Annotated in this window: 20 protein-coding genes; 19 read left to right on the forward strand and 1 reads right to left on the reverse strand. The window is 71.5% G+C overall.

Going from position 1 to position 22,441, the window contains the following annotated elements:
- The first annotated feature begins 10 nt into the window (after window positions 1-10).
- The 11 genes from HYV93_02340 (at window position 11) to HYV93_02390 (ending at window position 12,091) form a co-directional block, all read left to right on the forward strand.
- Window positions 11-934 carry a Ppx/GppA family phosphatase gene (locus HYV93_02340; protein MBI2524800.1) on the forward strand — a complete coding sequence of 308 codons (924 nt, stop codon included), beginning with the start codon at window positions 11-13 and terminating at the stop codon, window positions 932-934.
- 242 nt (window positions 935-1,176) lie between these two features.
- A complete protein-coding gene (locus HYV93_02345) occupies window positions 1,177-1,608 on the forward strand; it encodes a hypothetical protein (protein MBI2524801.1) in 432 nt (143 codons plus the stop codon).
- 70 nt (window positions 1,609-1,678) lie between these two features.
- The gene (locus HYV93_02350) at window positions 1,679-2,209 is read left to right on the forward strand and encodes an HNH endonuclease (protein ID MBI2524802.1); all 531 of its coding nucleotides are present in this window, start codon (window positions 1,679-1,681) and stop codon (window positions 2,207-2,209) included.
- Window positions 2,210-2,238: 29 nt separating this feature from the next.
- A complete protein-coding gene (gene uvrB, locus HYV93_02355) occupies window positions 2,239-4,239 on the forward strand; it encodes an excinuclease ABC subunit UvrB (protein MBI2524803.1) in 2,001 nt (666 codons plus the stop codon).
- A gap of 4 nt (window positions 4,240-4,243) precedes the next feature.
- Window positions 4,244-4,453, forward strand: a complete 210-nt coding sequence (locus HYV93_02360; protein ID MBI2524804.1) for a hypothetical protein — start codon at window positions 4,244-4,246, stop codon at window positions 4,451-4,453.
- A 19-nt stretch (window positions 4,454-4,472) separates the two neighbouring features.
- On the forward strand, window positions 4,473-6,308 hold the full coding sequence (gene uvrC / locus HYV93_02365) for an excinuclease ABC subunit UvrC (GenBank protein ID MBI2524805.1): 1,836 nt from the start codon (window positions 4,473-4,475) through the stop codon (window positions 6,306-6,308).
- A 51-nt stretch (window positions 6,309-6,359) separates the two neighbouring features.
- On the forward strand, window positions 6,360-6,593 hold the full coding sequence (locus tag HYV93_02370; protein ID MBI2524806.1) for a hypothetical protein: 234 nt from the start codon (window positions 6,360-6,362) through the stop codon (window positions 6,591-6,593).
- A 92-nt stretch (window positions 6,594-6,685) separates the two neighbouring features.
- Window positions 6,686-9,184: a leucine--tRNA ligase gene (locus HYV93_02375; protein MBI2524807.1), complete on the forward strand. Its 2,499-nt coding sequence runs from the start codon at window positions 6,686-6,688 to the stop codon at window positions 9,182-9,184.
- On the forward strand, window positions 9,184-9,723 hold the full coding sequence (locus tag HYV93_02380) for an LptE family protein (GenBank protein MBI2524808.1): 540 nt from the start codon (window positions 9,184-9,186) through the stop codon (window positions 9,721-9,723). The genes HYV93_02375 and HYV93_02380 overlap by 1 nt, the downstream gene beginning before the upstream one ends.
- The gene (gene holA / locus HYV93_02385; protein MBI2524809.1) at window positions 9,723-10,718 is read left to right on the forward strand and encodes a DNA polymerase III subunit delta; all 996 of its coding nucleotides are present in this window, start codon (window positions 9,723-9,725) and stop codon (window positions 10,716-10,718) included. The genes HYV93_02380 and holA overlap by 1 nt, the downstream gene beginning before the upstream one ends.
- The gene (locus HYV93_02390) at window positions 10,706-12,091 is read left to right on the forward strand and encodes a neutral/alkaline non-lysosomal ceramidase N-terminal domain-containing protein (protein ID MBI2524810.1); all 1,386 of its coding nucleotides are present in this window, start codon (window positions 10,706-10,708) and stop codon (window positions 12,089-12,091) included. The genes holA and HYV93_02390 overlap by 13 nt, the downstream gene beginning before the upstream one ends.
- A gap of 398 nt (window positions 12,092-12,489) precedes the next feature.
- On the opposite strand, the gene rpsT is transcribed toward HYV93_02390, so the two are convergent.
- Complete coding sequence (rpsT, locus tag HYV93_02395) at window positions 12,490-12,750, reverse strand: 30S ribosomal protein S20 (GenBank protein ID MBI2524811.1); 261 nt, start codon at window positions 12,748-12,750, stop codon at window positions 12,490-12,492.
- Window positions 12,751-12,845: 95 nt separating this feature from the next.
- Here rpsT and murJ point away from each other — a divergent pair, with 95 nt between their 5' ends.
- From murJ to lptA, 8 genes are all read left to right on the forward strand, one after another.
- The gene (gene murJ, locus HYV93_02400; protein ID MBI2524812.1) at window positions 12,846-14,429 is read left to right on the forward strand and encodes a murein biosynthesis integral membrane protein MurJ; all 1,584 of its coding nucleotides are present in this window, start codon (window positions 12,846-12,848) and stop codon (window positions 14,427-14,429) included.
- A 124-nt stretch (window positions 14,430-14,553) separates the two neighbouring features.
- Complete coding sequence (gene xerD / locus HYV93_02405; protein ID MBI2524813.1) at window positions 14,554-15,465, forward strand: site-specific tyrosine recombinase XerD; 912 nt, start codon at window positions 14,554-14,556, stop codon at window positions 15,463-15,465.
- A gap of 1,494 nt (window positions 15,466-16,959) precedes the next feature.
- Window positions 16,960-18,771, forward strand: coding sequence for a CTP synthase (locus HYV93_02410; protein MBI2524814.1), 1,812 nt, complete (start codon window positions 16,960-16,962; stop codon window positions 18,769-18,771).
- 2 nt (window positions 18,772-18,773) lie between these two features.
- Window positions 18,774-19,655: a 3-deoxy-8-phosphooctulonate synthase gene (gene kdsA / locus HYV93_02415; GenBank protein MBI2524815.1), complete on the forward strand. Its 882-nt coding sequence runs from the start codon at window positions 18,774-18,776 to the stop codon at window positions 19,653-19,655.
- A 13-nt stretch (window positions 19,656-19,668) separates the two neighbouring features.
- Entirely contained in the window at window positions 19,669-20,640 is a 972-nt protein-coding gene (locus HYV93_02420; protein MBI2524816.1) for a KpsF/GutQ family sugar-phosphate isomerase, read from the forward strand.
- A complete protein-coding gene (locus tag HYV93_02425) occupies window positions 20,637-21,158 on the forward strand; it encodes an HAD hydrolase family protein (protein ID MBI2524817.1) in 522 nt (173 codons plus the stop codon). Before HYV93_02420 ends, HYV93_02425 begins: the two co-directional genes overlap by 4 nt.
- Window positions 21,159-21,208: 50 nt before the next feature.
- Window positions 21,209-21,811: an LPS export ABC transporter periplasmic protein LptC gene (gene lptC / locus HYV93_02430; GenBank protein ID MBI2524818.1), complete on the forward strand. Its 603-nt coding sequence runs from the start codon at window positions 21,209-21,211 to the stop codon at window positions 21,809-21,811.
- Window positions 21,808-22,440: a lipopolysaccharide transport periplasmic protein LptA gene (gene lptA, locus HYV93_02435; protein MBI2524819.1), complete on the forward strand. Its 633-nt coding sequence runs from the start codon at window positions 21,808-21,810 to the stop codon at window positions 22,438-22,440. The genes lptC and lptA overlap by 4 nt, the downstream gene beginning before the upstream one ends.
- Window position 22,441 lies beyond the last annotated feature (1 nt).

Here is a 22,441-nt window from a genome sequence, read left to right on the forward strand (position 1 = left end):
CCGCGCCCGGGTGAGGCGCCTGGCGACGATCGACCTCGGCACCAACACGGTGCGACTGCTCGTGGCCGAGGCCCAGGGACAGCAGTGGCGGTGGCTCCTGGAGCGCCAGCGGGTCACCCGCCTCGGCCAGGGGCAGGCCGCTGCCGGGCGGCTCTGCGAAGTGCCCATGGCCCGGACGCTCGAGGTGATGGCGGAGTTCGTGGCAGCGGCGGAAGGGCTCGGCGCTGCGCCGATCCGCATCGTCGCCACCAGCGCCGTGAGGGATGCCCCGAACGGCGGCGACTTCGCGGAACGGGTCCGTGCGGTGACTCGCCATGCGGTGGAGATCCTCTCGGGCGAGCAGGAGGCGCGGCTCACGCTCCTCGCAGTGCGCCGCAGCCTGCCCTGGATCCCCGAACCATTCGTCCTCGTGGACATCGGCGGCGGGAGCACCGAGCTCGTCCTCTGCCGCGAGGGGGGGGCCGCCGCAGCAGTGAGTTTGTCGCTGGGAGTGGTGCCCCTCACCGAGGAGTTCATGGACGCCGGCGCCGTGGACGGGAGGCGCCTCGGGCAGATGCGCCGGGCAATCGTGGACCGGCTGGCGCACGAGGTGCCGGCGGCGATCGCCGCGGCCGGAGCCCTCGCGCTGGTGGGGACAGCGGGCACCGTGACGGCGCTGGCGGCGCTGGATCTCGGCCTCCCGGCGTATGACGCCGATCGCGTTCACGGGCACCGGCTGACGAGACCGGCCGTGGAGCGTCTCCTGGCGCGGCTGGGCGGGCTGACGCTCGAGGAACGGTCGCGGCTGCCGTGTCTGGAGCCCGGACGCGCGGACGTTCTCATCGCGGGCATCGCCATCTGCCTGGCGGCCATGGACCGCCTGGGCTCGGACTCGCTGGTCGTGAGCGACCGCGGGCTCCGCGAAGGGATCCTGTGCGAGATGCTGGAGCCGTGACGAGGCGGGGCCCGGTCGTCCCGGCCTGCCACGCCGGGGGCGAGGGTTGCATGCGCCGCGGGGCCGGCTTCCAGCCGTGACGTGGATGACAGGCTGTCCGGCCCCTCTGTTCCACGGCTGACACCTGATCTGAGGAATCGCCTCACAACTACCTGATATAGTGGTGCTCTCGGGCCTCCAGGCCATGGCACGACGCATGCCTCGTCGGGAAGGTGCGAACAGCGCGCGAGGGGAGGCAAGGCATGCAGATAGCGATCAGGGCTCGTCACCGTCGATGGCTCGAAGTGGCGCTGCCGGCATACTCGGTGGCAGTGCTCCTGGCCTATTTCCGCCCCGAGTACCTGCCGCGTGCCGAGGGCGGGGAGACCCTGACCGAATGGTTCATGCCCTGGGCGATCTGGGGTGTCGCCGGGGCGATGAGCGGCGTCCTCGCGCTGTCGGGGCTCGTGGTGGCCTTCTTTCTCCTCTACTCGCCGCTCTACCTGGCCGCCCGGAGCCTCGCCCTGGTCGGCAAGGGCGGCTGGGTGGACCGGCGGGAGCTGCGCTTCTACACCGCGTGCTTCATCCTCCTGAGCTTCCTCTCGGGCCTCGCGGTGTGGAGCCCGCTGCTCGCGGCCTCCGCCTTCGTCCTCCTGGCCGGCTGCGCCCACCTCGTGTGGCGCGCCGTGGTGTAGCCGGCGCGTGCCGCGCGCGCGGGGAGCGGGTTGACAGGGTGGGGCGGCCTGAATATCCTAACGGAGGTATATGGATGACTTAGCGGTGCTGGTGCTGAACTACACCTACGAGCCGCTGCACTTCACCAACGCCAAACGGGCGATCACCCTCCTCCTGAGCGGCAAGGCCGAGGGGGTCGAAGCTTCCCCGCGAGTCATCCGCTCGCCGTCGCGCACCTTCCCGCTCCCCTCGGTCATCCGGCTGGCCACCTACATCCGGAAGCCGTTCCTGGAACGGGTGGCGTTCAACAAGAAGAATATCCTTCGGCGGGACGGGCACACCTGCCAGTACTGCAGCCGCCGAGGCGAGAAGCTCACGGTGGACCACGTGGTGCCCCGCTCCCGGGGCGGGCAGACCACCTGGACGAACGTGGTCGCCGCGTGCCTCCGCTGCAACCTCCTGAAGGGGAACCGCACGCTGGACGAGGCGCGGCTGCGCCTGGTCCGGGAGCCGGTGCACCCGCACTTCCTCTTCTCCGCGCACCTGCTGCGGCACCCGCACGCCACCTCGTTCCTGGATTCCTGGCGCAAGTACCTGGTCGCCGCCCCGTCCAGCCTGTAACGCCGTTGTTCAGACTCGCCTCCGACTTCATGCCGGCGGGCGACCAGCCTGGCGCCATCGATCGCCTCGTGGGCCTGCTCGGGGAGGGGCACCCGCACTCCGTCCTGCTGGGCATCACGGGGAGTGGAAAGACCTTCACCCTGGCCAACGTGGTCAGCCGGCTCCGGCGCCCGGCCCTGGTGATCTCGCCCAACAAGACCCTGGCCGCCCAGCTCCACGGCGAGTTCAAGTCGTTCTTCCCCGACAGCGCCGTCGAGTACTTCGTCTCCTACTACGACTACTACCAGCCCGAGGCGTACATTCCCCAGTCCGACACCTACATCGAGAAGGACGCGCTGGTGAACGACGAGATCGACCGCATGCGCCACTCGGCGACGACCGCGCTCTTCGAGCGGCGCGACGTGGTGGTGGTCGCCTCGGTCTCCTGCATCTACGGCATCGGCGCGCCGGAGACGTACCGGGGGATGCACGTGGGGCTCGAGGCCGGACGGAGCGTGGCCCGAGAGGCACTGATCCGGGACCTGGTCGCCATCCAGTACGAGCGCAACGACTACGACTTCCGCCGGGGCACCTTCCGCGTGCGCGGGGACGTCGTCGAGATCTTCCCGGCCGCCGCCGACTCGCAGGCGCTGCGGGTCGAGCTCTGGGGCGACACCATCGAGCGGCTGGTCACGCTGGACCCGCTGCGCGGTACCACGACGGGGATCGTGCCGAGCGCGCGCATCTATCCGGCCAGCCACTACGTGACACCGGCCGAGCAGCTGGAGCGGGCCCTCGGGGGCATCCAGGAGGAGCTGCGGGAGCGGCTGGCCTTCTTCCGGGCGCGGGGCCGGCTCCTGGAGGCCCAGAGGCTGGAGCAGCGCACGCTCTTCGACATGGAGATGCTGCGGGAGATCGGCTACTGCCACGGGATCGAGAACTACTCCCGCCACCTGTCCGGGCGCAAGCCGGGGCAGAACCCGCCCACGCTGATGGACTACCTGCCCAGGGACACCCTCGTCATCATCGACGAGTCGCACGTCACCGTGCCCCAGATCCGCGGCATGTACCCCGGCGACCGGTCGCGGAAGGAGGCGCTGGTGGAGTACGGCTTCCGGCTCCCCTCGGCCTTCGACAACCGCCCGCTGACCTTTGACGAGTTCCGGTCGGCCGTGACGCAGGTGCTGTACGTCTCCGCGACGCCCGGCGCCTACGAGCTGGAGCTGGCGGGCGCCGTGCGCGAGCCCGGCGGACGCGCCTGGGTGGGCGGCGCGGTGGCGGAGCAGATCATCCGCCCCACCGGGCTCATGGACCCCAGGATCACCGTGCGCCCCGCCTCAATCCAGGTGGATGACCTCATGCACGAGGTGCGGGCGCGGGCCGAGCGCGACGAGCGGGTCCTGATCACCACGCTCACCAAGCGCATGGCCGAGGACCTGACGGAGTACTACCAGCAGAACGGCCTGCGCGTGCGCTACCTGCACTCCGACATCGACACGCTGGACCGCGTGGCGGTGATCCGCGACCTGCGCCTCGGCAAGTTCGACGCGCTCGTCGGCATCAACCTCCTGCGGGAAGGCCTGGACCTGCCGGAGGTGTCGCTGGTGGGGATCCTGGATGCCGACAAGGAAGGCTACCTGCGCTCGGCCACCTCCCTGATCCAGACGGCGGGGCGGGCCGCACGGCACGTCAACGGCGAGGTGCTCATGTACGCCGACCGCGTCACCGGCTCCATGCAGGAGGCCCTGGCCGAGACCGACCGGCGGCGCGCAGCCCAGGACGAGTACAACCACGTCCACGGCATCACGCCGGAATCCATCAAGAAATCCATCCGCGAGCTGCTGGAGACCGTGCCCGAGCGGGACTACTACACGGTGGCCGTGCCCGAGGCCGCGGAGCCCGCGTGGGAGAGCGCGCAGGCGCTGGCCGCCCAGATCGCCGAGATGGAGGCCGCCATGCGCGAGGCGGCCAAGCGGCTGGACTTCGAGCGAGCCGCCGAGTTGAGGGACCGCGTCAAGGCGCTCCGGAAGATCGAGCTCGAGGTGCGGTGAGCCGGTGGGCATCTTCAAGTGGGCGCTGGTGCTCTTCGCGAGCCTGACGCTCGGGCTCGTGGTGGTGTCGAAGGTGCTGGGCTTCCTCAACCCGCCCCGCCCGGGGCGATCCGAGCCGTTGTTGCTGGCCCGGACCCGCCGCGCGCTCCGCTGGTCGATCCTCTTCCCCGCGCTCCTGGGGCTCGGCATCCTCGCCGCCACGTTGCTGAGGTGACGGCGGGTAGAATACGAGCGTGACCCTGCGGGAGAAGATCGATCAGGCCCCGGACCGGCCGGGCGTGTACCTCTACAAGGACGCGAAGGGGCAGATGGTCTACGTGGGCAAGGCCGCCTCCCTGCGCAGCCGCGTGCGCTCCTACTTTCAGGAGTCGCGGGCGCGGGATCCCAAGACGGACGCCCTCGTGGCGCAGATTCGCGACGTGGAGTACATCGTCACGGCCAACGAGCTGGAAGCGCTGATCCTGGAGTCCAACCTCGTCAAGAAGCACCGGCCCCGCTACAACATCATCCTTCGGGACGACAAGCACTACCCCTTCCTCAAGCTCACCACCGGTGAGGAGTTCCCGCGGCTCGTGGTGGCCCGCCGAGTGCAGAAGGACGGCTCCGCCTACTACGGCCCCTTCTACCCCGCCACGGCCATGCGGGAGACGCTGCGCCTGGTGCGCCAGCTCTTCCCGCTGCGCACGTGCCGGATCAACATCGACGGCCAGCTGCCGCGGCCGTGCATCCAGTACTTCATCCACCGGTGCCAGGCGCCGTGCACGGGACTGGAGACGCGGGAGGGGTACAGGCGGACCGTGGACGCCGTGCAGCGCTTCCTCGAGGGGAAGGACGAGGAGCTGGCCAGGGAGCTGACGCGCGAGATGGAAGCCGCCGCCGCGGCGACCAGGTTCGAGCAAGCCGCCGTCCTGCGCGATCGAATCCAGGCGCTCAACACGGTGCGGGAGCGCCAGAAGATCATCTCGACGGAAGACACGGAACAGGACATCGTGGGGGTGGTGCGCCAGGGATCGGAGGCGTGCGTCCAGATCTTCTTCGTGCGCAAGGGGCGGCTCCTGGGACGAGAGTCGTTCTTCTTCGACCGGGTCTCGGGCTGGGCGGACGGCGACATCCTGTCGGCCTTCGTGCAGCAGTTCTACGCCCGTCAGGTCATGCCCCCGCCCGAGATCCTGCTCTCGGCGGAGCTGTCCGACGCCGACTTGACCGCGGCCTGGCTCTGTCAGAGCCGGGGCGGGCGGGTGGAGCTGGTGACGCCGCAGCGGGGCCGCCGGCGTGAGCTGGTCGCCATGGCCGAGGAGAATGCGGCGCTGGCGCTGCGGACCCACCTCCTGTCCCGGGGGAACCGCGGGCAGGCGGTGCTGGAGGAACTCGAGCGCGCCCTCGGCCTGCCGGGGCCGCCCCATCGCATCGAGGCCTTCGACATCTCGACCATCCAGGGCAGCGAGACGGTGGCGGCGATGGTCGTCTGGCAGAGCGGGGACATGAAGAGGGACGAGTACAAGCGGTACAAGATCCGCAGCGTGACCGGCGCCGACGACTTCGCGTCGATGCGCGAGGTGCTGACGCGGCGCTATGCGAAGGCGCTGGAAACCGAGGCCCCGTTGCCGGACCTGATCCTCCTCGACGGGGGCCGCGGACAGCTGGGGGTGGGCAGCAAGGTCCTCGAGGACCTGGGCCTCGACTACCTGGCCATCGCGGCCCTGGCCAAGCGGGCCGAGGAAGTGTACGTCCCGGACCGGCTGGCCCCGCTCGTGCTCGACCTGGGATCGCCGGCGCTCCAGACGCTCCAGAAGATCCGGGATGAGGCGCACCGTTTCGCCATCACCTATCACAAGACGCTGCGTCGCCGGCGCACCATCAGCTCCGAGCTGGACCGGATCCCAGGGGTGGGGCCCAGGCTCAGGACCAACCTGCTGCGGAGCCTGGGCTCGGCCCGCGGGGTGCGCGCGGCGTCCGTGGCCGAGCTGGCGGCGGTGCCCGGAATCACGCCGAGGCTGGCGCAGCGCATCCACGATTTCTTCCGGCGGACGCCGGAGGCCCGGGAACCGCCGGGGGGCCCTGGCAGTTAGACCCGTCAGATCCACGCCGAAAGGAGGTGACGCTGCATGACGAAGCTGCTCATGGCTCTCGCGATGGTCGCTGTGATGGCGGGGCCGGCGCTGGCGTTCCAGTGCCCCTTGCTGATCAAGCAGATCGAGGACGCGACGGCGGGCAAGAGCGACGCCGACTCCGCCAAGGCGAAGGCGCTCGTGGCCGAGGCCAAGACGCTGCACGGCGCCGGCAAGCACGCCGAGTCCGTCGCCAAGGCCGAGGAAGCGGCCCAGGCGATCAAGCTCACCCTCAAGAAGAAGTAGCCGGTGCGCTCTCCCCCCGGGGGCCCCGCGCGGGTCCCCGGGGAGCCGTTTCTTGCGTCCTCCTGCTGAGTGTGCTTAACATCAGCGCTGACATGTCCACCGACGATCGTTCCGAGCGCTACCCGTTCGCCGAGATCGAGGCCAAGTGGCAGCGGGTGTGGGAGGAGTCCAAGCAGTTCAAGGCCACCGAGGAGCCGGACCGGCCGAAGTTCTACTGCCTCGAGATGTTTCCGTACCCCTCCGGCCGCATCCACATGGGCCATGTCCGGGTCTACGCCATCGGCGACCTGCTGGCCCGCTACAAGTGGATGCGCGGGTTCAACGTGCTGCACCCCATGGGCTGGGACGCCTTCGGGCTGCCCGCCGAGAATGCCGCCATCGACAACGGCGTGCAGCCCGCCGTGTGGACGTACGAGAACATCGCCAACATGCGCAGCCAGCTCCGCCGCATGGGTATCTCGTACGACTGGGACCGGGAGCTGTGCACCTGCGATCCCGCGTACTACCGCTGGGAGCAGCTCGTCTTCCTCCGCATGCTCGACCGGGGGCTCGCGTACAAGAAGCGCTCCACCGTGAACTGGTGCCCGGCATGCCAGACGATCCTGGCCAACGAGCAGGTGGAGGCCGGGCGCTGCTGGCGCTGCGACTCGGAGGTGGCGACGAAGGAGATCGAGGGGTGGTTCTTCAAGATCACCGCCTATGCCGAGGAGCTCCTGGCCTGGTGCGACCGACTGCCCGGGTGGCCGGAACGGGTCATGACGATGCAGCGCAACTGGATCGGTCGGAGCGAGGGCGCCGAGTTCGACCTCCCCGTCGCCGGCCGCGACGGTCTCAAGATCCGCATCTTCACCACGCGCCCGGACACCTCCTTCGGGATGACGTACGCCGTCCTGGCCCCGGAGCACCCGCTGGTGGAGGCGCTCGCCACCAGTGACACCGAGCTCGCGCGAATCCGGGCCTTCAGGCAGGACGTGGCGCGCGAGTCGGAGATCGAGCGGCTGGCCGCGGATCGGCCCAAGCGGGGCCTCAGGCTGACATGCAGGGCGGTGAACCCGTTCACCGGCCAGGAGATCCCGCTGTTCCTGGCCGACTACGTCCTCATGGGGTACGGGACCGGCGCCATCATGGCCGTGCCGGGCGAGGACCAGCGGGACTGGGACTTCGCCAAGCAGCACGGGCTGCCCATCATCCCGACGGTGGCCCGGCCGGATGGCTGGGAGGAGACCCAGGCCTACACCGGCGACGGCGTGAAGATCAACTCGGGCTTCCTCGACGGGCTCGGCATCGCCGGGGCCAAGCGACGGGCCATCGACTGGCTCGTGGAGCACGGGCTGGGCGAGGCCAGGGTGAATTACCGGCTCCGGGACTGGGGGATCAGCCGCCAGCGTTACTGGGGCGCGCCCATCCCGGTCCTGCACTGCGCCTCCTGCGGCATGGTCCCCGAGCGCGAGGACCGGCTGCCCGTGGTCCTGCCGGAGGACGTCCAGATCAGCGGCAAGGGGGGCTCGCCGCTGGCGGAGGTGGCCAGCTTCGTCAACGCCAGCTGCCCCCGCTGCGGCGGCCCGGCCCGGCGCGAGACGGACACGATGGACACCTTCGTGGAGTCCTCCTGGTACTTCCTGCGCTACTGCTCGCCGCGGTACGCGGAGGGGATGTTCGATCCGAAGGCCGCGGCATACTGGATGCCCGTGGACCAGTACATCGGCGGCATCGAGCACGCCGTCCTGCATCTGCTCTACGCTCGCTTCTACACGAAGGTGCTGCGGGACCTGGGCCTCACGACGGCAGACGAGCCGTTCTCGGCGCTGCTCTCCCAGGGCATGGTCATCAAGGACGGGGCCAAGATGTCGAAGTCGAAGGGCAACGTGGTGGACCCGGACGAGCTGATCCGGCGCTACGGCGCGGACACCGCGCGGCTCTTCTCGCTCTTCGCCGCGCCGCCGGAGAAGGACCTCGACTGGAACGACCGCGGCGTGGAGGGGGCCTCCCGCTTCCTCAGGCGGCTCTGGCGCTTCGTCCACGCGCACGCGGAGGAGCTGCGCGCGGCCGCTCCGGCGCGCGGGGCGGGGCGGTCAGGCGCGGGACGCCTCTTCCGCCGCACCATCCACGAGACCATCCAGCGCGTCACCCAGGACATCGAGAAGGACTTCCACTTCAACACGGCCATCAGCGCCATCATGGAGTTGGTGAACGCTCTCGGCGACTTCGAACGTGAGTCCATGGACACGGTGAGCCGCGAGGAGCGCCAGGCGCTGCTCCGCGAGGCCGTGGAGACCACGCTCCAGCTCCTGGGGCCCGTGTGTCCCCACATCAGCGAGGAGCTATGGGCGACGCTGGCCCACTCCGGGAGCCTCTTCAAGCAGGCGTGGCCCACCGCAGAGGTGGCGGCGCTCAGGCGCGAGGAGGTGGAGATCGTCGTCCAGGTGGACGGCCGGGTGCGCGGCCGCGTCACGGTGGACGTCTCGGCGCCCGAGCAGGAGGTGCAGGACCGGGCGCTGGCCGACGCGAAGGTGCGCCCGTGGCTCGACGGTCGCCAGGTCGCCAAGGTCGTGGTGGTCCCGGGGCGCCTCGTGAACGTCGTGACGCGCTGATGCCCCGGCCGCCGCGACGGCCCGCCGGGCGTGACCCCTGGCTGTCCGTGGGGGGAGCCCTCCTCGTGGGCCTCCTCCTGGGCGGCTGCGGCTACAGCCTCCGCGGGAACCTGCCGCCCCACATCAAGACGGTTGCCGTCCCCACCTTTCAGAACGCGACGCAGGAGCCGGCGGTGGAGAACACGGTGACGGCGGCCGTGGTGGGCGCCTTCGCGAGCAGCGGCAAGCTCAGGGTCGTCGCGCCGGAGGAGGCGGATGCGATCCTGGAAGGGGAGATCGTCGGCTACGAGATCCAGTCCATCGCCGTCGACCGGACGCTCAACGTACGCGAGTACCGGCTGCTGGTGACGCTCAACATCAGGTTCCGGGACGTCCGGAGGGGCGAGATGCTCTGGCGCCAGGAGGGGCTACAGGAGAAGGCCGACTTTCGCGTCCCGGGACAGGTGTCCGCGACGATCAGCCGCGAGGAGGCCGCCGTCCGGGAGGCGGCCGTGGACATCGGCCGGAAGATCGTGAACCTGGTGGTGGACCGCTTCTAGTGGACTACGCGGGGTTCATGCGGGCCGCGGGATCGGGGCGCACGCCGCCCGTGGTGCTGCTGCACGGCCCCGAGCCGCTCCTGCTGGAAGATGCCGTCGCCGCCGTCACCCGCGCGCTCTTCCCCGACCCGTCGCTGGCGGCCCTGTCCCGGGAGGTGCTCGAGGTACGGGAGGCCGGGGTCCACGAGATCCTCCGCTCAGCGCTCACCCTGCCCTGCCTCACGCCCTCACGGCTCGTCGTCGCGCGCGGGGCCGATGGCCTGCCTGCCAAGCAGGCGGAGCCGCTCGCCGCATACTGCAAGGCGCCCAATCCTTCCACCGTGCTCCTCCTTGTCGCCGGGGAGACGCTCGCGCCGAGCCACTGGCTGCTCCGGCTATTGCCGGCCGCCGCGGTGGTGACGGCCCCCCGCCCTGCGGGTCACGCCGTGCTCACGTGGCTGCGCGGGCGCGCGAAGGCGGCCGGCTTCGAGTTGGAAGAGGAGGCGGCGGCCCTGCTGGTGGAGTTGACGGGTGAGGACCTCGCGGCGCTCGTGGGCGAGGTGGAGAAGGCCGCGCTGGCCGGCGGCCCTGACAACCGTCGCGTCGGCCCCGCCGAGGTGCGTGCCGTGGTGGGCGAGCACCGGCTGCGGAACGTCTTCGAGCTGACCGACGCGCTGGCGGCTCGCGACCTCGCGCGTGCCCTTGGCGTCCTCGCCTCGCTTCTCCAGGCCGGCGAGGAGCCGCTGGCCGTGCTCGCGATGCTCGCGCGAGAAGCCCGCGCCGCCTGGCAGGCGCAGCAGTGGCTCCGCGCCGGGCGCAGCCCTGACGAGGTCGTCCGGGCGCTCCACCGGCCTCAGGCGGCAGGCGCGGCCCTCGTGCGGCTGGCCGGCGCGCTGCCGCCGCGGGCGGGCAGCCGCCGCCTGGCGCGCTGCTGGGACGTCGAGCGCCGGCTGAAGCTCGGCGCGCCGGCCCGTCCCGAGTTGTCGCTCCTCCTCGCGGATCTGTGCGCGGCCTAGCCTGCGAGCTGCACGAACTCGCGCGGGACGCCGGGCGAGCCGCCGGGGGCTGGTCCGGACTCGCCGTCGTCCTCATGGCGCTGTGTGCCACCGCTCCGGCGGCCGCCGAGCTGACGGCCGGGGCGGCGTCCGTGGAGGTGGCGCTGCCCGGCGGGACGCCGCTCGCGGGATATGGCGGCTTCCCTCGCCGCGCCTGGATACCGGACATGCTCGACCGCCGCCCCCACGCGTTCTGGCTCAAGCCTTCCGAGGGGGTCCACGACCCGTTCGTGGTGCGCGCGCTCGAGCTCGAGTCCGGGGACACACGGGTGCTCTGGCTGGCCGTGGACCTGGTCGGCATCGACCCGAGCCTGGTGGACGAGCTCGGTCAGCGCCTGGCCCGGGCAGGGCAGGGCCCCTCGGCCCTCATCGTGTCCGCCTCGCACACGCACTCGGGACCCGGCGCCTTCGGCCACTCGGCGCTCTTCGGCTTCCTGGCCATCGATCGTCCGTCGCCCGGGGTGAGAGCGCGCATCCTCGACGGGCTGGTCCGGGCGGCCCACGAGGCGCATGCGCGGCGGGCGCCGGCGCTGGTGGGCGGGGGACGAGTGCAGGTGACCGGCGTTGCGAAGAGCCGCTTGCGGGCGCCGCTGGATCCCGAGCTCGGCGTTCTCAAGGTCCTGTCGCGGGAGGGCCGGCCGGTAGCGCTGCTCTGGAACTACGCCGTGCACGGCACGGCCCTGGGGAGGGACAATCTCTTGCTCTCGGGCGATCTCATGGCCGAGGCCTCGGCACGGATCGAGCGTGCGCTCGAGGCCCCAGCGCTCTTCGTCAATGGCGCCGTGGGGGACGTGAGCCCGGCGCGGCGGGGCCGGGCAGGCGCCCGAAGCCTGGGCGAGGCCCTCGCCGGAGGAGCGCTCGATGCCTGGGGGCGGATCAAGGTGGAGCCCGGCGCGCGCCTGGCGGCCATGACCGAGCGCATTGGTCTGGGCGCTCCCGCGCTGCGTGTGAGGAATTGCGTCGGACGGTGGGTACCGCGGTGGTTCAGCCTCGGGCTGGGCCGGGCGCTGCCCCGCTCGTCAGAGATGGTGGCGGTGGCGGTGGGGCGCACGGCCTGGGTCACGATCCCCGGCGAGCTGGAGACGCGGCTCGGACTGGCGCTCAAGGCGGCGGTCCCCCGGCCGCTGGAGCAGGTCTTCGTGGCCGGAGTGTCCAACGACTACCTGGGATACTTCCTCACGGCCGAAGCCTACGATCGGCCGGGCTACATCGCGTGCGCCAGCCTCTACGGCGAGAGCGGCGGGGAAACGATGCGCGCTGCGGCGGCGGCCCTCCTCACACGCCTCGCCGCCACCCTCCCCCCCGATCCCCCCGCTGCATCGGCGCCCCGATGAGCCCGTCAGGGCGAAGAGGCCGAACCGCAGCCCGAAGTCATCCCCATTCAGGCGCCCCGATGAGCCCGTCAGGGCGAAGAGGCCGAACCGCAGCCCGAAGTCATCCACATTCAGGCGCCCCGATGAGCCCGTCAGGGCGAAGAGGCCGAACCGCAGCCCGAAGTCATCCACATTCAGGCGTCCCGATGAGCCCGTCAGGGCGAAGAGGCCAAATCGCAGCCCGAGGTCATCCCCATTCAGGCGTCCCGATGAGCCCGTCAGGGCGAAGAGGCCGAACCGCAGCCCGAGGTCATCCCCATTCAGGCGTCCCGGTGACCCCGTCAGGGCGAAGAGGCCGAACCGCAGCCCGAAGTCATCCCCATTCAGGCGTGAAGAAGAAGCCCGTGCGACCTGCCCGGCTACTTGACGCGGTGAAGGCTGCGGGCGAGGGCGGACTTCTTGCGAGCGGCGGTGTTCCTGTGCAGCACGCCCTGGGTGACGGCCTTGTCCAGCGTGCGGAGGGCTTCGCGGACTGCCGCCGGGGCATCCGCCGGCTGGGTCTCTACCGCGGTCGAGGCGCTCTTGAGCACCGACCGGATCTTGCTGCGCGCCGCGCGGTTACGCTGCCGGCGCTTCTCGTTCTGCCTCGTCCGCTTGACGGCGGATCGCGTGTTGGCCACGGGAGCACTCCTCACTGGGTGTTGGCGTCGATGTGGGCTGCGGGCAAGGCCTGACGTTACCGTCGGGGCACAAGCGTGTCAAGGAGTTTGTCCTCGTGAGCGACCCGCAAAAGGACGTGCACGCCTCTGTGGTGAGCGCGGTGGGGAGCATCGGGCTGGCCACACTGGCGAGCCGGGTCCTCGGCTATGTTCGCGACATGGTGGTGGCGCGGACGTTCGGCGCCGGCCCCGTCACGGACGCCTTCTTCGTGGCCTTCAGGATCCCTAACTTGCTGCGCCGCCTGCTCGCCGAAGGGGCGCTGTCCACGGCAATCATCCCGGTCTTGACCGCCTATCTCACGCGCGAGAGCGCCCCCGTGGTGGCGCGGATGCTGCGTGCGGTGGCGGGAGCAGGCACCGCCACCCTCTGCCTCGTCTCCGTCCTGGGCGTCTTCGGGGCGCCGTGGATCGTCACGGTGATGGCGCCGGGCTGGGCGGCGGATCCGCCGCTGCTGGCCCTGGCGGTGCGGCTGACCCGCGTCATGTTCCCGTACATCCTCCTGGTCGGGCTCGCAGCGCTGGCGGCCGGGATCCTCAACGCCCATCACCGCTTCTTCACCGCCGCCCTGGGGCCGGCGGTGCTGAACCTCGGGATGATCGGGGCGGTGCTGCTGCTCGCGGCGCGCGTGGACCCGCCCGTCCTCTCGCTGGCCCTCGGTGTCCTGGTCGGCGGGGTCGGGCAGCTGCTGGTGCAGCTGCCGGAGGTGAAGCGTCTGGGGTTGCCCCTGTGCCCTTCCCTGGAGTGGTCGCACCCGGCGCTGCGGACCATCGCGCGCCGCCTGGCGCCGGCCGCCTTCGGCCTCGCGGCGGTCCAGATCACGGTCGTGGTGAACACGCTCCTGGCCTCGCTCCTGCCGACCGGCAGCGTGTCGTACCTCTACTATGCCGACCGGGTCATGGAGTTCCCGCTCGGCGTGTTCGGCATCGCCCTGGCGACGGCCGCGCTGCCGAGCATGGCGGCCCAGGCGGCCCGGGGAGACCACGGGTCCCTGGCGGACACGCTGAATTTCTCGCTGCGCCTCACGGCTTTCACCGCGGTGCCGGCCGCGGTGGGCCTCATCACCCTCGGGGCGCCCATCGTCGGCCTGCTCTTCCAGCGGGGCCGTTTCGGGCCTGAGGAGGCGGCCGCCACGACACTCGCGCTGACGGGGTATGCGGCGGGCCTGCCGGCGTTCTCGGCCACCCGCCTTGCCGCGCAGACCTTCTACGCGCTGGGAGACACGCGCACGCCCGTCCTGCTCGGCTTCGCCTCGGTGGCCGCCAACGTCGCTCTCGCGCTGGTGCTCATGTGGCCCCTCGGGCATGCGGGGCTCGCGCTGGCCTCGTCCTTGTCCTCCTACGTCAACCTGCTCGGCCTCGGCTGGCGGCTCAGGGTCAGGCTGGGGCCCATCGGGGGGCGCCGCATGGTCACGTCGCTGGCCCGCACGCTCGGGGCCGCGACCGCGCTCGTCCTCTGGTGCCTCTGGCTCGCGCCGGCCTGGGATGGCTCGCTGCGGGCGGCGGCGTGGACGGTTCTCGCCATCGGCGGGGGCGGAGTGGTCTACGGGGCAGCGGCCCTGGCGCTGCGGGCGCCGGAGCTCACTGCGCTGCTCGGGTTGGCGCGCCGGGGGCAATCCTTGCCCGGTGCGCGCGGAGGGTGATACACTTCGTCATGCCCGCCGAGCTTGCTGGAGGCGCCCCGGTGGTGGCCAGGCAGACGGATCAGAGCCACCGCCGGGGCGTCGCCGCGTTCCGTCTGCACTCGACCAGCGCCAGGGGCTGGTGATGGATCCGGTGACCGCCTTCCTCGAGGCCCTCCAGCTGGAGCGGGGGGCCTCTCATAATACTGTCTCCGCCTACCGCGGCGACCTGGCCGACTTGAGCCGGTTTCTGGAGCGCAGCGGACGGAGCCTCCGCGCGGTGACGCTCCGCGATCTCGCCGACTACGTGATGTCCCTGAGACGCCGCGGGCTCGGCACGCGAAGCGTGGCGCGCCGGCTGTCGGCGGTGCGGGGGCTTTACCGTTTCCTTGCGGCCGCGGGCGGCATTGCGCGGGATCCCACCGAGCACCTGGAGAGCCCCAGGCCGCCGCGCCGGTTGCCGAGGACGCTGTCCGTCGAGGACGCGGCCGCCGTGGTCGAGACGCCCGACACGACGCGTCCAGAAGGGCTCCGGGACCGTGCGCTGCTGGAACTGCTCTATGCCTCGGGCATGCGCGCCTCCGAGGCGCTGGGGCTGAGGCTCGAGGACCTCAACCTCACCGCCGGGTACGTGGTGTGCATGGGCAAGGGGAGCCGTCAGCGGCTGGTGCCCGTCGGAGGCCAGGCGCTCCGCTGGCTCCGGCTCTACCTCAACACGGCACGAGGCCGGTTCGTACGGCGGTCGGATCCCGGCACGGTCTTCCTCGGCCGGCTGGGAGGGCCGCTGTCCCGCCAGTCGGTGTGGGGGATCCTCAAGCGCGCGGCGCGCCGCGCGGGCATCCGGGGTGGGGTATCGCCACACACGCTGCGCCACTGTTTCGCCAGCCATCTCCTCGAGCGCGGCGCCGACCTCCGCTCGGTCCAGGCCATGCTGGGACACGCCGACATCTCGACGACGCAGATCTACACGCACCTGCCCTCGACCGTGGTCCACGAGATGTACCGGAAGTTTCACCCGCGCGCCCGCCGCGCGCCCGCTCTCGGTGCTCAAGGCTAGGGCCGTGGCGAGGGCGGGGACGCTGTACCCGCAGGTGGATCCCGGGGCGGCCGGCCTGATGGACCGCCGTGTGCTCGTCTGCTCGCCGCATCTGGGGACGGGGCGGGGGCTGGCGCTCGCCGCAGCGGCCGATGCCCGGGCGCTCGTCATCGGCCCCCGCTCGGTGGTCAGGCGGGACGACCTGGCGCGCGCCGCAGGCTGGCGGCTCCAGCGGGTTCCCGTCGGCCATCTGGCCTGCGAGGGGATTCCCGTCGTCGGTCCGTCGACGCCTGAGGTTGCCGTGAGACGCCTCTTCATGGCCGGCGCGCCCATGGTCCTCGTGAGGCAGGGCCGGCGCGCGCTCGGGGTCATCCCCCGTCCCGTCGGGGAGTGGACGCTCCCGGGGCTGTCCATTGCCCACCGGCTCGAGCATGCCAGCGACACCGCGAGGGAGGCCTGCCTTTGGCTGCTCACGCTGGCGGGAAAGGTGGGCGAAACCGAGGGCGTGGCGGTGTGGGCCGTGGGCGGCTTCGTCCGCGACGTGCTGCTCGAGCGGACCGCCCTCGACCTGGACCTCGTGGTGGAGGGCGACGGGCCCGCCTTCGCGCGGCGGCTCGCCGAAGAGATTCGTGGCCGGGCTGTGGTTCACGCGGCCTTCGGCACGGCCTCTATCGAGGGGGGAGCCACTGCGGGGGGCACGGCGCTGCCGAGGATCGACGTGGCCACGGCGCGGCGGGAGCGTTACCGAGCCCCCGGCGCGCTCCCGGCCGTCTCGCCGGCTTCTCTCCGGGAGGACCTTGTCCGGCGTGACTTCTCCGTCAACGCCATCGCCATGGCGCTGGCACCCGCTCTCTTCGGCCGGCTCGTGGATCCGCTCGGGGCCATGCGTGATGTCGACCGCCGCCAGCTCCGCGTCCTCCACCCGCTCTCCTTCGTCGAGGACCCGACGCGGATCTTCCGAGCCGCGCGATATGCCGCGAGGCTCGGCCTGGGGCTCGAGCCCGGGACCCGCCGCGCGCTGACGCTGGCCCTGGCGGCGGGCCGCTACCCCGCGCTGTCCGGTCAGCGTCTCGCCGCCGAGCTCGAGCTGATCGTGGGAGAGCCGGCGGGCTGGCGGGCTCTCGCGCTGCTCCTGCGGTGGGGGGCCCTCAGGCTGTGGGACGCGGGATACCGGAAGCCCCCGCGGGGACTGGAGCGGTTGCGGGAGGCCCGCCGGCTCTGCCAGTGGCTCGCGGCTCGCGCCTTCCTGCCCCCGCCCGCCGATACCGCGTTGCTCGGCCTCCTCGTGGACCAGCGAACCGGGGTCACGCGAAAGTGTGTGGCCCGCCTGGCCCTCACGGGGGCCCGCGCGGAGCGGCTGGCGGCCGCGCCCGCCGCCGGACGCAGGCTCGGCCATGCGCTGGGGGTGCCGCGGCGGCCCGCGAGCGAGGTCGCCCGAGCGCTCCGGAACGCGCAGCCGGAAACCGTGGCGGCGGCCTGGCTGACCGGGGGCACGCGGGCCCGCCGCCGGACGCGATGGTTCGTCACGCGCGGCCAGGCGATACGGTCGCTCATGACGGCGGCCGAGGTGATCGCGGCGGGGGTGCCGCAGGGCCCGCAGGTGGGGCAGTGCCTCAGGGCGCTGCGCGACCTCAGGCTCGACGGGCGGATGAGGACTCGGGCGCAAGAGCAGCGATTCGCGGAGCAGTGGAGAGGCCGTCAGAAAGGAGGCTCGACGTGACGCCGAGATTCGTCTTCGTCACCGGCGGGGTCATCTCGTCCCTGGGCAAGGGGCTCGCGGCCGCGTCCATCGGGTCGCTCCTCGAGGCGCGTGGGTTTCGGGTCACCCTCCAGAAGCTCGATCCGTACATCAACGTGGACGCCGGCACCATGAGCCCCTATCAGCACGGCGAGGTCTATGTCACCGACGACGGGGGCGAGACGGATCTGGACCTGGGACACTACGAGCGCTTCACCTCCGCGCGCATGACCCGAGCGAACAACGTCACCACCGGAAAGGTGTACGGCGCCGTGATCGAGAAGGAGCGGCGCGGCGACTACCTCGGGCGCACGGTGCAGGTCATCCCCCACATCACGGACGAGATCAAGGCGTCGATCCGCAAGGTGGCCAGGGATGTGGACGTCCTGATCGTGGAGATCGGCGGCACCGTCGGCGACATCGAAGGGCTCCCCTTCCTCGAGGCGGTGCGCCAGCTGAAGAAGGACGTGGGGAAGGAGAACGTCATCTACGTGCACCTGACCCTCGTTCCGTTCATCCAGGCGGCGTCCGAGCTCAAGACCAAGGCCACGCAGCACTCGGTGAAGGAACTGCGCGCCATCGGGATCCAGCCCGACGTGCTCCTCTGCCGGACCGACAAGGAGCACCCGCTCACCCCGGCCATCAAGTCCAAGATCGCGCTCTTCTGCGACGTGGAGGAGGAGGCGGTGATCGCGGCGCGGGACGTGGACACCATCTACGAGGTCCCGCTGGCCTTCCACGAGCAGGGGCTCGACGAGAGCATCGTGAAGCTCCTGGGCCTCCCGCAGGGGCCGGCAGACCTCGGCCGGTGGGAGGAGATCGTCCGGCGCATCAAGGCGCCGCGCCACCGCGTGCGGATCGGCATCGTGGGGAAGTACCTCGAGGTGAAGGACTCCTACAAGAGCCTCTACGAGGCGCTCTGTCACGGCGGCATCGCCAACGAGGCGGCGGTGGACGTGGTGTGGCTGGACGCCGAGCGGCTCGAGCGCGAGGGGTTGCACGGGCACGTGCAGGGGCTCGACGGGATCCTGGTGCCCGGGGGGTTCGGCGATCGCGGCATCGAGGGGAAGATCCAGGCCATCCGCCACGCGCGCGAGGAGCGGGTGCCGTTCTTCGGAATTTGCCTCGGCATGCAGTGCGCGGTCATCGAGTTCGCGCGCCACGTGTGCGGCCTCGCCGGCGCCAACTCCACCGAGTTCGACCCGACGCCCCCCCACAACGTCATCGATCTCCTGCCGGAGCAGCGCGGCGTCACCGCCAAGGGCGGGACCATGCGGCTGGGCCTGTACCCCGTCGTGCTCGGCGAGGGGAGCCGGGCCTCCAGGGCCTATGGCCAGGGCGCCATCCGCGAGCGCCACCGCCATCGCTACGAGGTCAACAACGAGTACCTGGGGGCGCTCCAGGACCGGGGGCTGCGGATCTCCGGAGTCTGGCCGGAGAAGCACCTGGTGGAGATCGTCGAGCTGCCGGATCATCCGTGGTTCGTCGCCGGGCAATTCCACCCCGAGTTCCGGTCCCGGCCCTGGGAGCCCCATCCGCTCTTCGCCGCCTTCATCCAGGCCGCGCTGAGCCACCAGGCGGGCGCCTGAGGGTGAGTGGCACGTTCGCGTCGCCGCTCGCCGAGGCGGGGCGGACGCGGGCCGTCCGCATCGGGGGAATCACCGTCGGCGGCGGAGCGCCGCTGGTGCTGATCGGCGGCCCGTGCGCCATCGAGGGCGAGCGTCACGCCCTCATGGTGGCGGAGCGCCTCGCGCGCATCACGGGCGCCGCGCGGGTGCCCTTCGTCTACAAGTCGTCCTACGACAAGGCCAACCGCTCCTCGGGGGACTCCTATCGCGGCCCCGGGATCAAGGAGGGGCTGCGCATCCTGCGGCGGGTGAGGGACGAGACAGGGGTGGCGGTGCTCTCCGACGTCCACGACGTCTCCGAGGTGGACGCGGCGGCGGAGGTGCTGGACGCGCTCCAGGTGCCGGCCTTCCTCTGCCGGCAAACGGACCTGCTGCTGGCCTGCGGCCGGACGGGCAAGCCGGTCAACGTGAAGAAAGGCCAGTTCCTCGCCCCGGGGGACATGGGCAACGTGGTGGCGAAGCTCCGCTCCACCGGCAACGACCGGATCCTGCTCACCGAGCGCGGCACGAGCTTCGGCTACAATAACCTCGTGGTGGACTTCCGCGGGCTCCCCATCATGCGTGCGCTGGGTTGCCCGGTCGTGTTCGACGCCACGCACGCGGTGCAGCTGCCGGGCGGCCTGGGGCCGCGCTCGGGCGGCGAGCGGCAATACGTGCCGCCGCTGGCGCGCGCCGCCGTCGCGGTGGGGGTGGACGCCCTCTTCCTGGAGATGCACGAGGATCCGGACCGGACGCTGCCCGACGGGCGCGCCCTCTCCGACGGCCCCAACATGCTCCGCCTCGACGACCTGCCGCGGCTCCTGGCCGAGATCAAGGCCATCCAGGCCGGACTCGGCCCGTCATGACGGGAGGCGCCTGATGGACGGACCGCGGCTCCTGAGCCTCGCGGACCGCGTCCTGCGCATCGAGGCCTCGGGCATCCTTGGCCTCTGCGCAAGGCTCGACGAGAGGTTCGTGGCCGCGGTGGAGCTGCTCCACGGCTGCCGCGGGCGCGTGATCGTGACCGGCATGGGCAAGTCCGGGCACGTCGGGAGGAAAGTGGCGGCGACACTGGCGAGCACGGGCACGCCGGCCTACTTCCTGCATCCCGCCGAGGGGGCGCACGGCGATGCCGGGATGATGGCGCGGGAGGACGTGGTCCTCGCGCTGTCCAATTCCGGCGAGACAGACGAGCTGCTGGCCGTCCTCCCGCTCCTGAAGCGCCTGGCGGTGCCGCTGATCCTGCTCACGGGCAACCCGTCCTCCACCCTGGCGCGCCAGTCGGATGTGGTGCTGGACGTGGGCGTCAGCGAGGAGGCCTGCCCGATGAACCTGGCCCCCACCTCGAGCACGACGGCCGCGCTGGCCATGGGGGACGCGCTGGCCATGGCGCTGCTCGACCTGCGCGGGCTGCGCCCCGAGGACTACGCCGCGCTCCATCCGGCGGGGAGCCTCGGCTGGAAGGCCCTCTTCAAGGTGGGTGACCTCATGCACGTCGGTGAGGCGGTGCCGGTGGTCCGCGAGACCAGCAGCATGACGGAGGCCATCACCGAGATGACCGCCAAGCGACTGGGGATGACCACGGTGGTGGACGTGCAAGGCCGGCTCAGGGGCGTGATCACCGACGGCGACCTGCGCCGCCAGCAGCTGGCCGGCGGCTCTCTCCTGGAGCGACGCGCCGGCGAGTGCATGACGCCGAACCCCAAGCGGATCGGCGCCGGGGACCTGGCAGCCAGGGCGCTCTCGCTGATGGAGGCTCACGCCATCACGAGCCTGGTGATCGCGGACGAGGCCGAGCGGCCCGCCGGGGTCATCCACCTCCACGACATCCTCCGCGCCAAGATCGTGTGAGGACCCCCGCGACCCGGGCCGCGCTCATCCGGCTCCTCGTTCTCGATGTGGATGGCGTCCTCACCGACGGGGGGCTCCTTTACGGCGCGGGCGGGGAGGAGATCAAGCGCTTCGACGTGCACGATGGGTGGGCGCTGGCGGCCGCCCGCCGCGCCGGGCTCGAGGTCGGCGTCATCTCCGGGCGGGCCTCGGCGGCGGTGACGCGCCGGATGGCCGAGCTCGGCATCCAGGAGGTCCACCAGGGAGTCGGCGACAAGCCTGCGCGCCTGGCGCAGATCATGGCGCGGCTGGCTGTCGAGCCGGGCCAGGTCGCCGTGATGGGCGACGACCTGCCGGACCTGCCGCTCATGAAGACGGTCGCGCTCGCGCTGGCGCCCGCCAATGCCGCCCCCGAGGTCCGGCGCGCGGCCCACTGGGTCTCCCGCCGGCGGGGGGGCGAGGGCGCCGTGAGGGAAGCGATCGAGATGATTCTGCGCGCGCGGAAGGCCTGGCCCCCGCCCGAACCAGCCAGTCGCTGAGCCCCTCTCGCGGCCTTTCTTCGTTGCCACGCTAGAGGGGCTGTGCTAGCGTGGTACTGAAATTGCATACCCAGCGGCTCTCACGCTTCATCCTGGTCGGCGTGGCGCTCTTCGTGGTCGCCATCGCCACCGTCCTCGTCGTGAGGGGATGGGTCGCCAGGATCCAGAAAGCCGAGGTCGCCTTAACGAAGGCCGATTACCGCATCAAGCAGGTGCATCTGGAGGAGGAGGCGCGGGGCGGGGTGCGCTGGCAGCTGGACGCGGACCAGGCCGAGGCTTACGAGCAGTTGGGAAAGACGACGCTTCGCAAGGTGAGGATCAGGATCCAGGAACCCGAGCGGAGCTGGACGGTGACGGGGGACGAGGGAGAGTTGGCGCACCGGACGAAGGACGTGGAGCTCAGGGGGAACGTGGTGCTGGTCTCGAGCGACGGGCTCCGGCTGGAGACGGCGCGGCTGCGCTGGGACGCCGCCAGGCAGCGCGCCTGGAGCGACGATCCCGTGACGCTCTTCCGCCAAGGCGCCGTCATTCGGGGCCAGGGTCTCGACGCCAGCGTCGGCGGGCACACGGAGATCATGGGGCGCGTCCGGGCCACGCTCGGCGAGCGGGCCGGCGCACCGCCCGCGACCGCAGGCGCCGGGGTCCCGCGGTGAAGCGCGCGCTGGGAGCGCTGGCGACATGCGTCGTGCTGGCCGGGCTCGCCCCGCTAGATCTCGGAGCGCAGCAGGGGGCGCAGGGCCGGCGGCGGCCCGCCCAGGAGGCGACGCCTCGGCAGAGCCCCACCAAGCCGGCCCACCCCGACCCCGCGGCGGCACGGCGGAAGAGCGAGGACAAGGGCGCTCCGGTGACCGTGGATGCCGACCGGCTGGAGTCCATGCAGAAGGAAGGTCTCGTCATCTTCACGGGCAACGTGGTTGCGCGCCAGAACAACTCCACGCAGTACGCCGACCGGATGGAGGTGTATCTGGACGCCGGAGGGGACCGGATCATCCGCACCGTCTCGAGCGGGAGCGTCCGGATCGTCACCAAGGACTGCCGTACGGGCATGGCCCGGCGCGCCGAGTACCACGACGCCGAGCAGCGCGTGGTGCTGATCGGCGATGCCCGGGTGTGGCAGGAGGAGAACGTCGTGACCGGGGAGCGGATCACGATCTTCCTCGCCGAGGATCGCAGCGTGGTGGAGGGTGGCCGGCAGGAGCGCGTGAAGGCCGTCTTCTACCCGAAGCGCGAGGGGGCGCCGGGCGGTGAGGCCCGGTCCGCGCCCGGGGCCCCGTGCCGGTGAG

It is taken from the genome of Candidatus Rokuibacteriota bacterium (assembly GCA_016188005.1).
Lineage (GTDB): Bacteria > Methylomirabilota > Methylomirabilia > Rokubacteriales > CSP1-6 > UBA12499.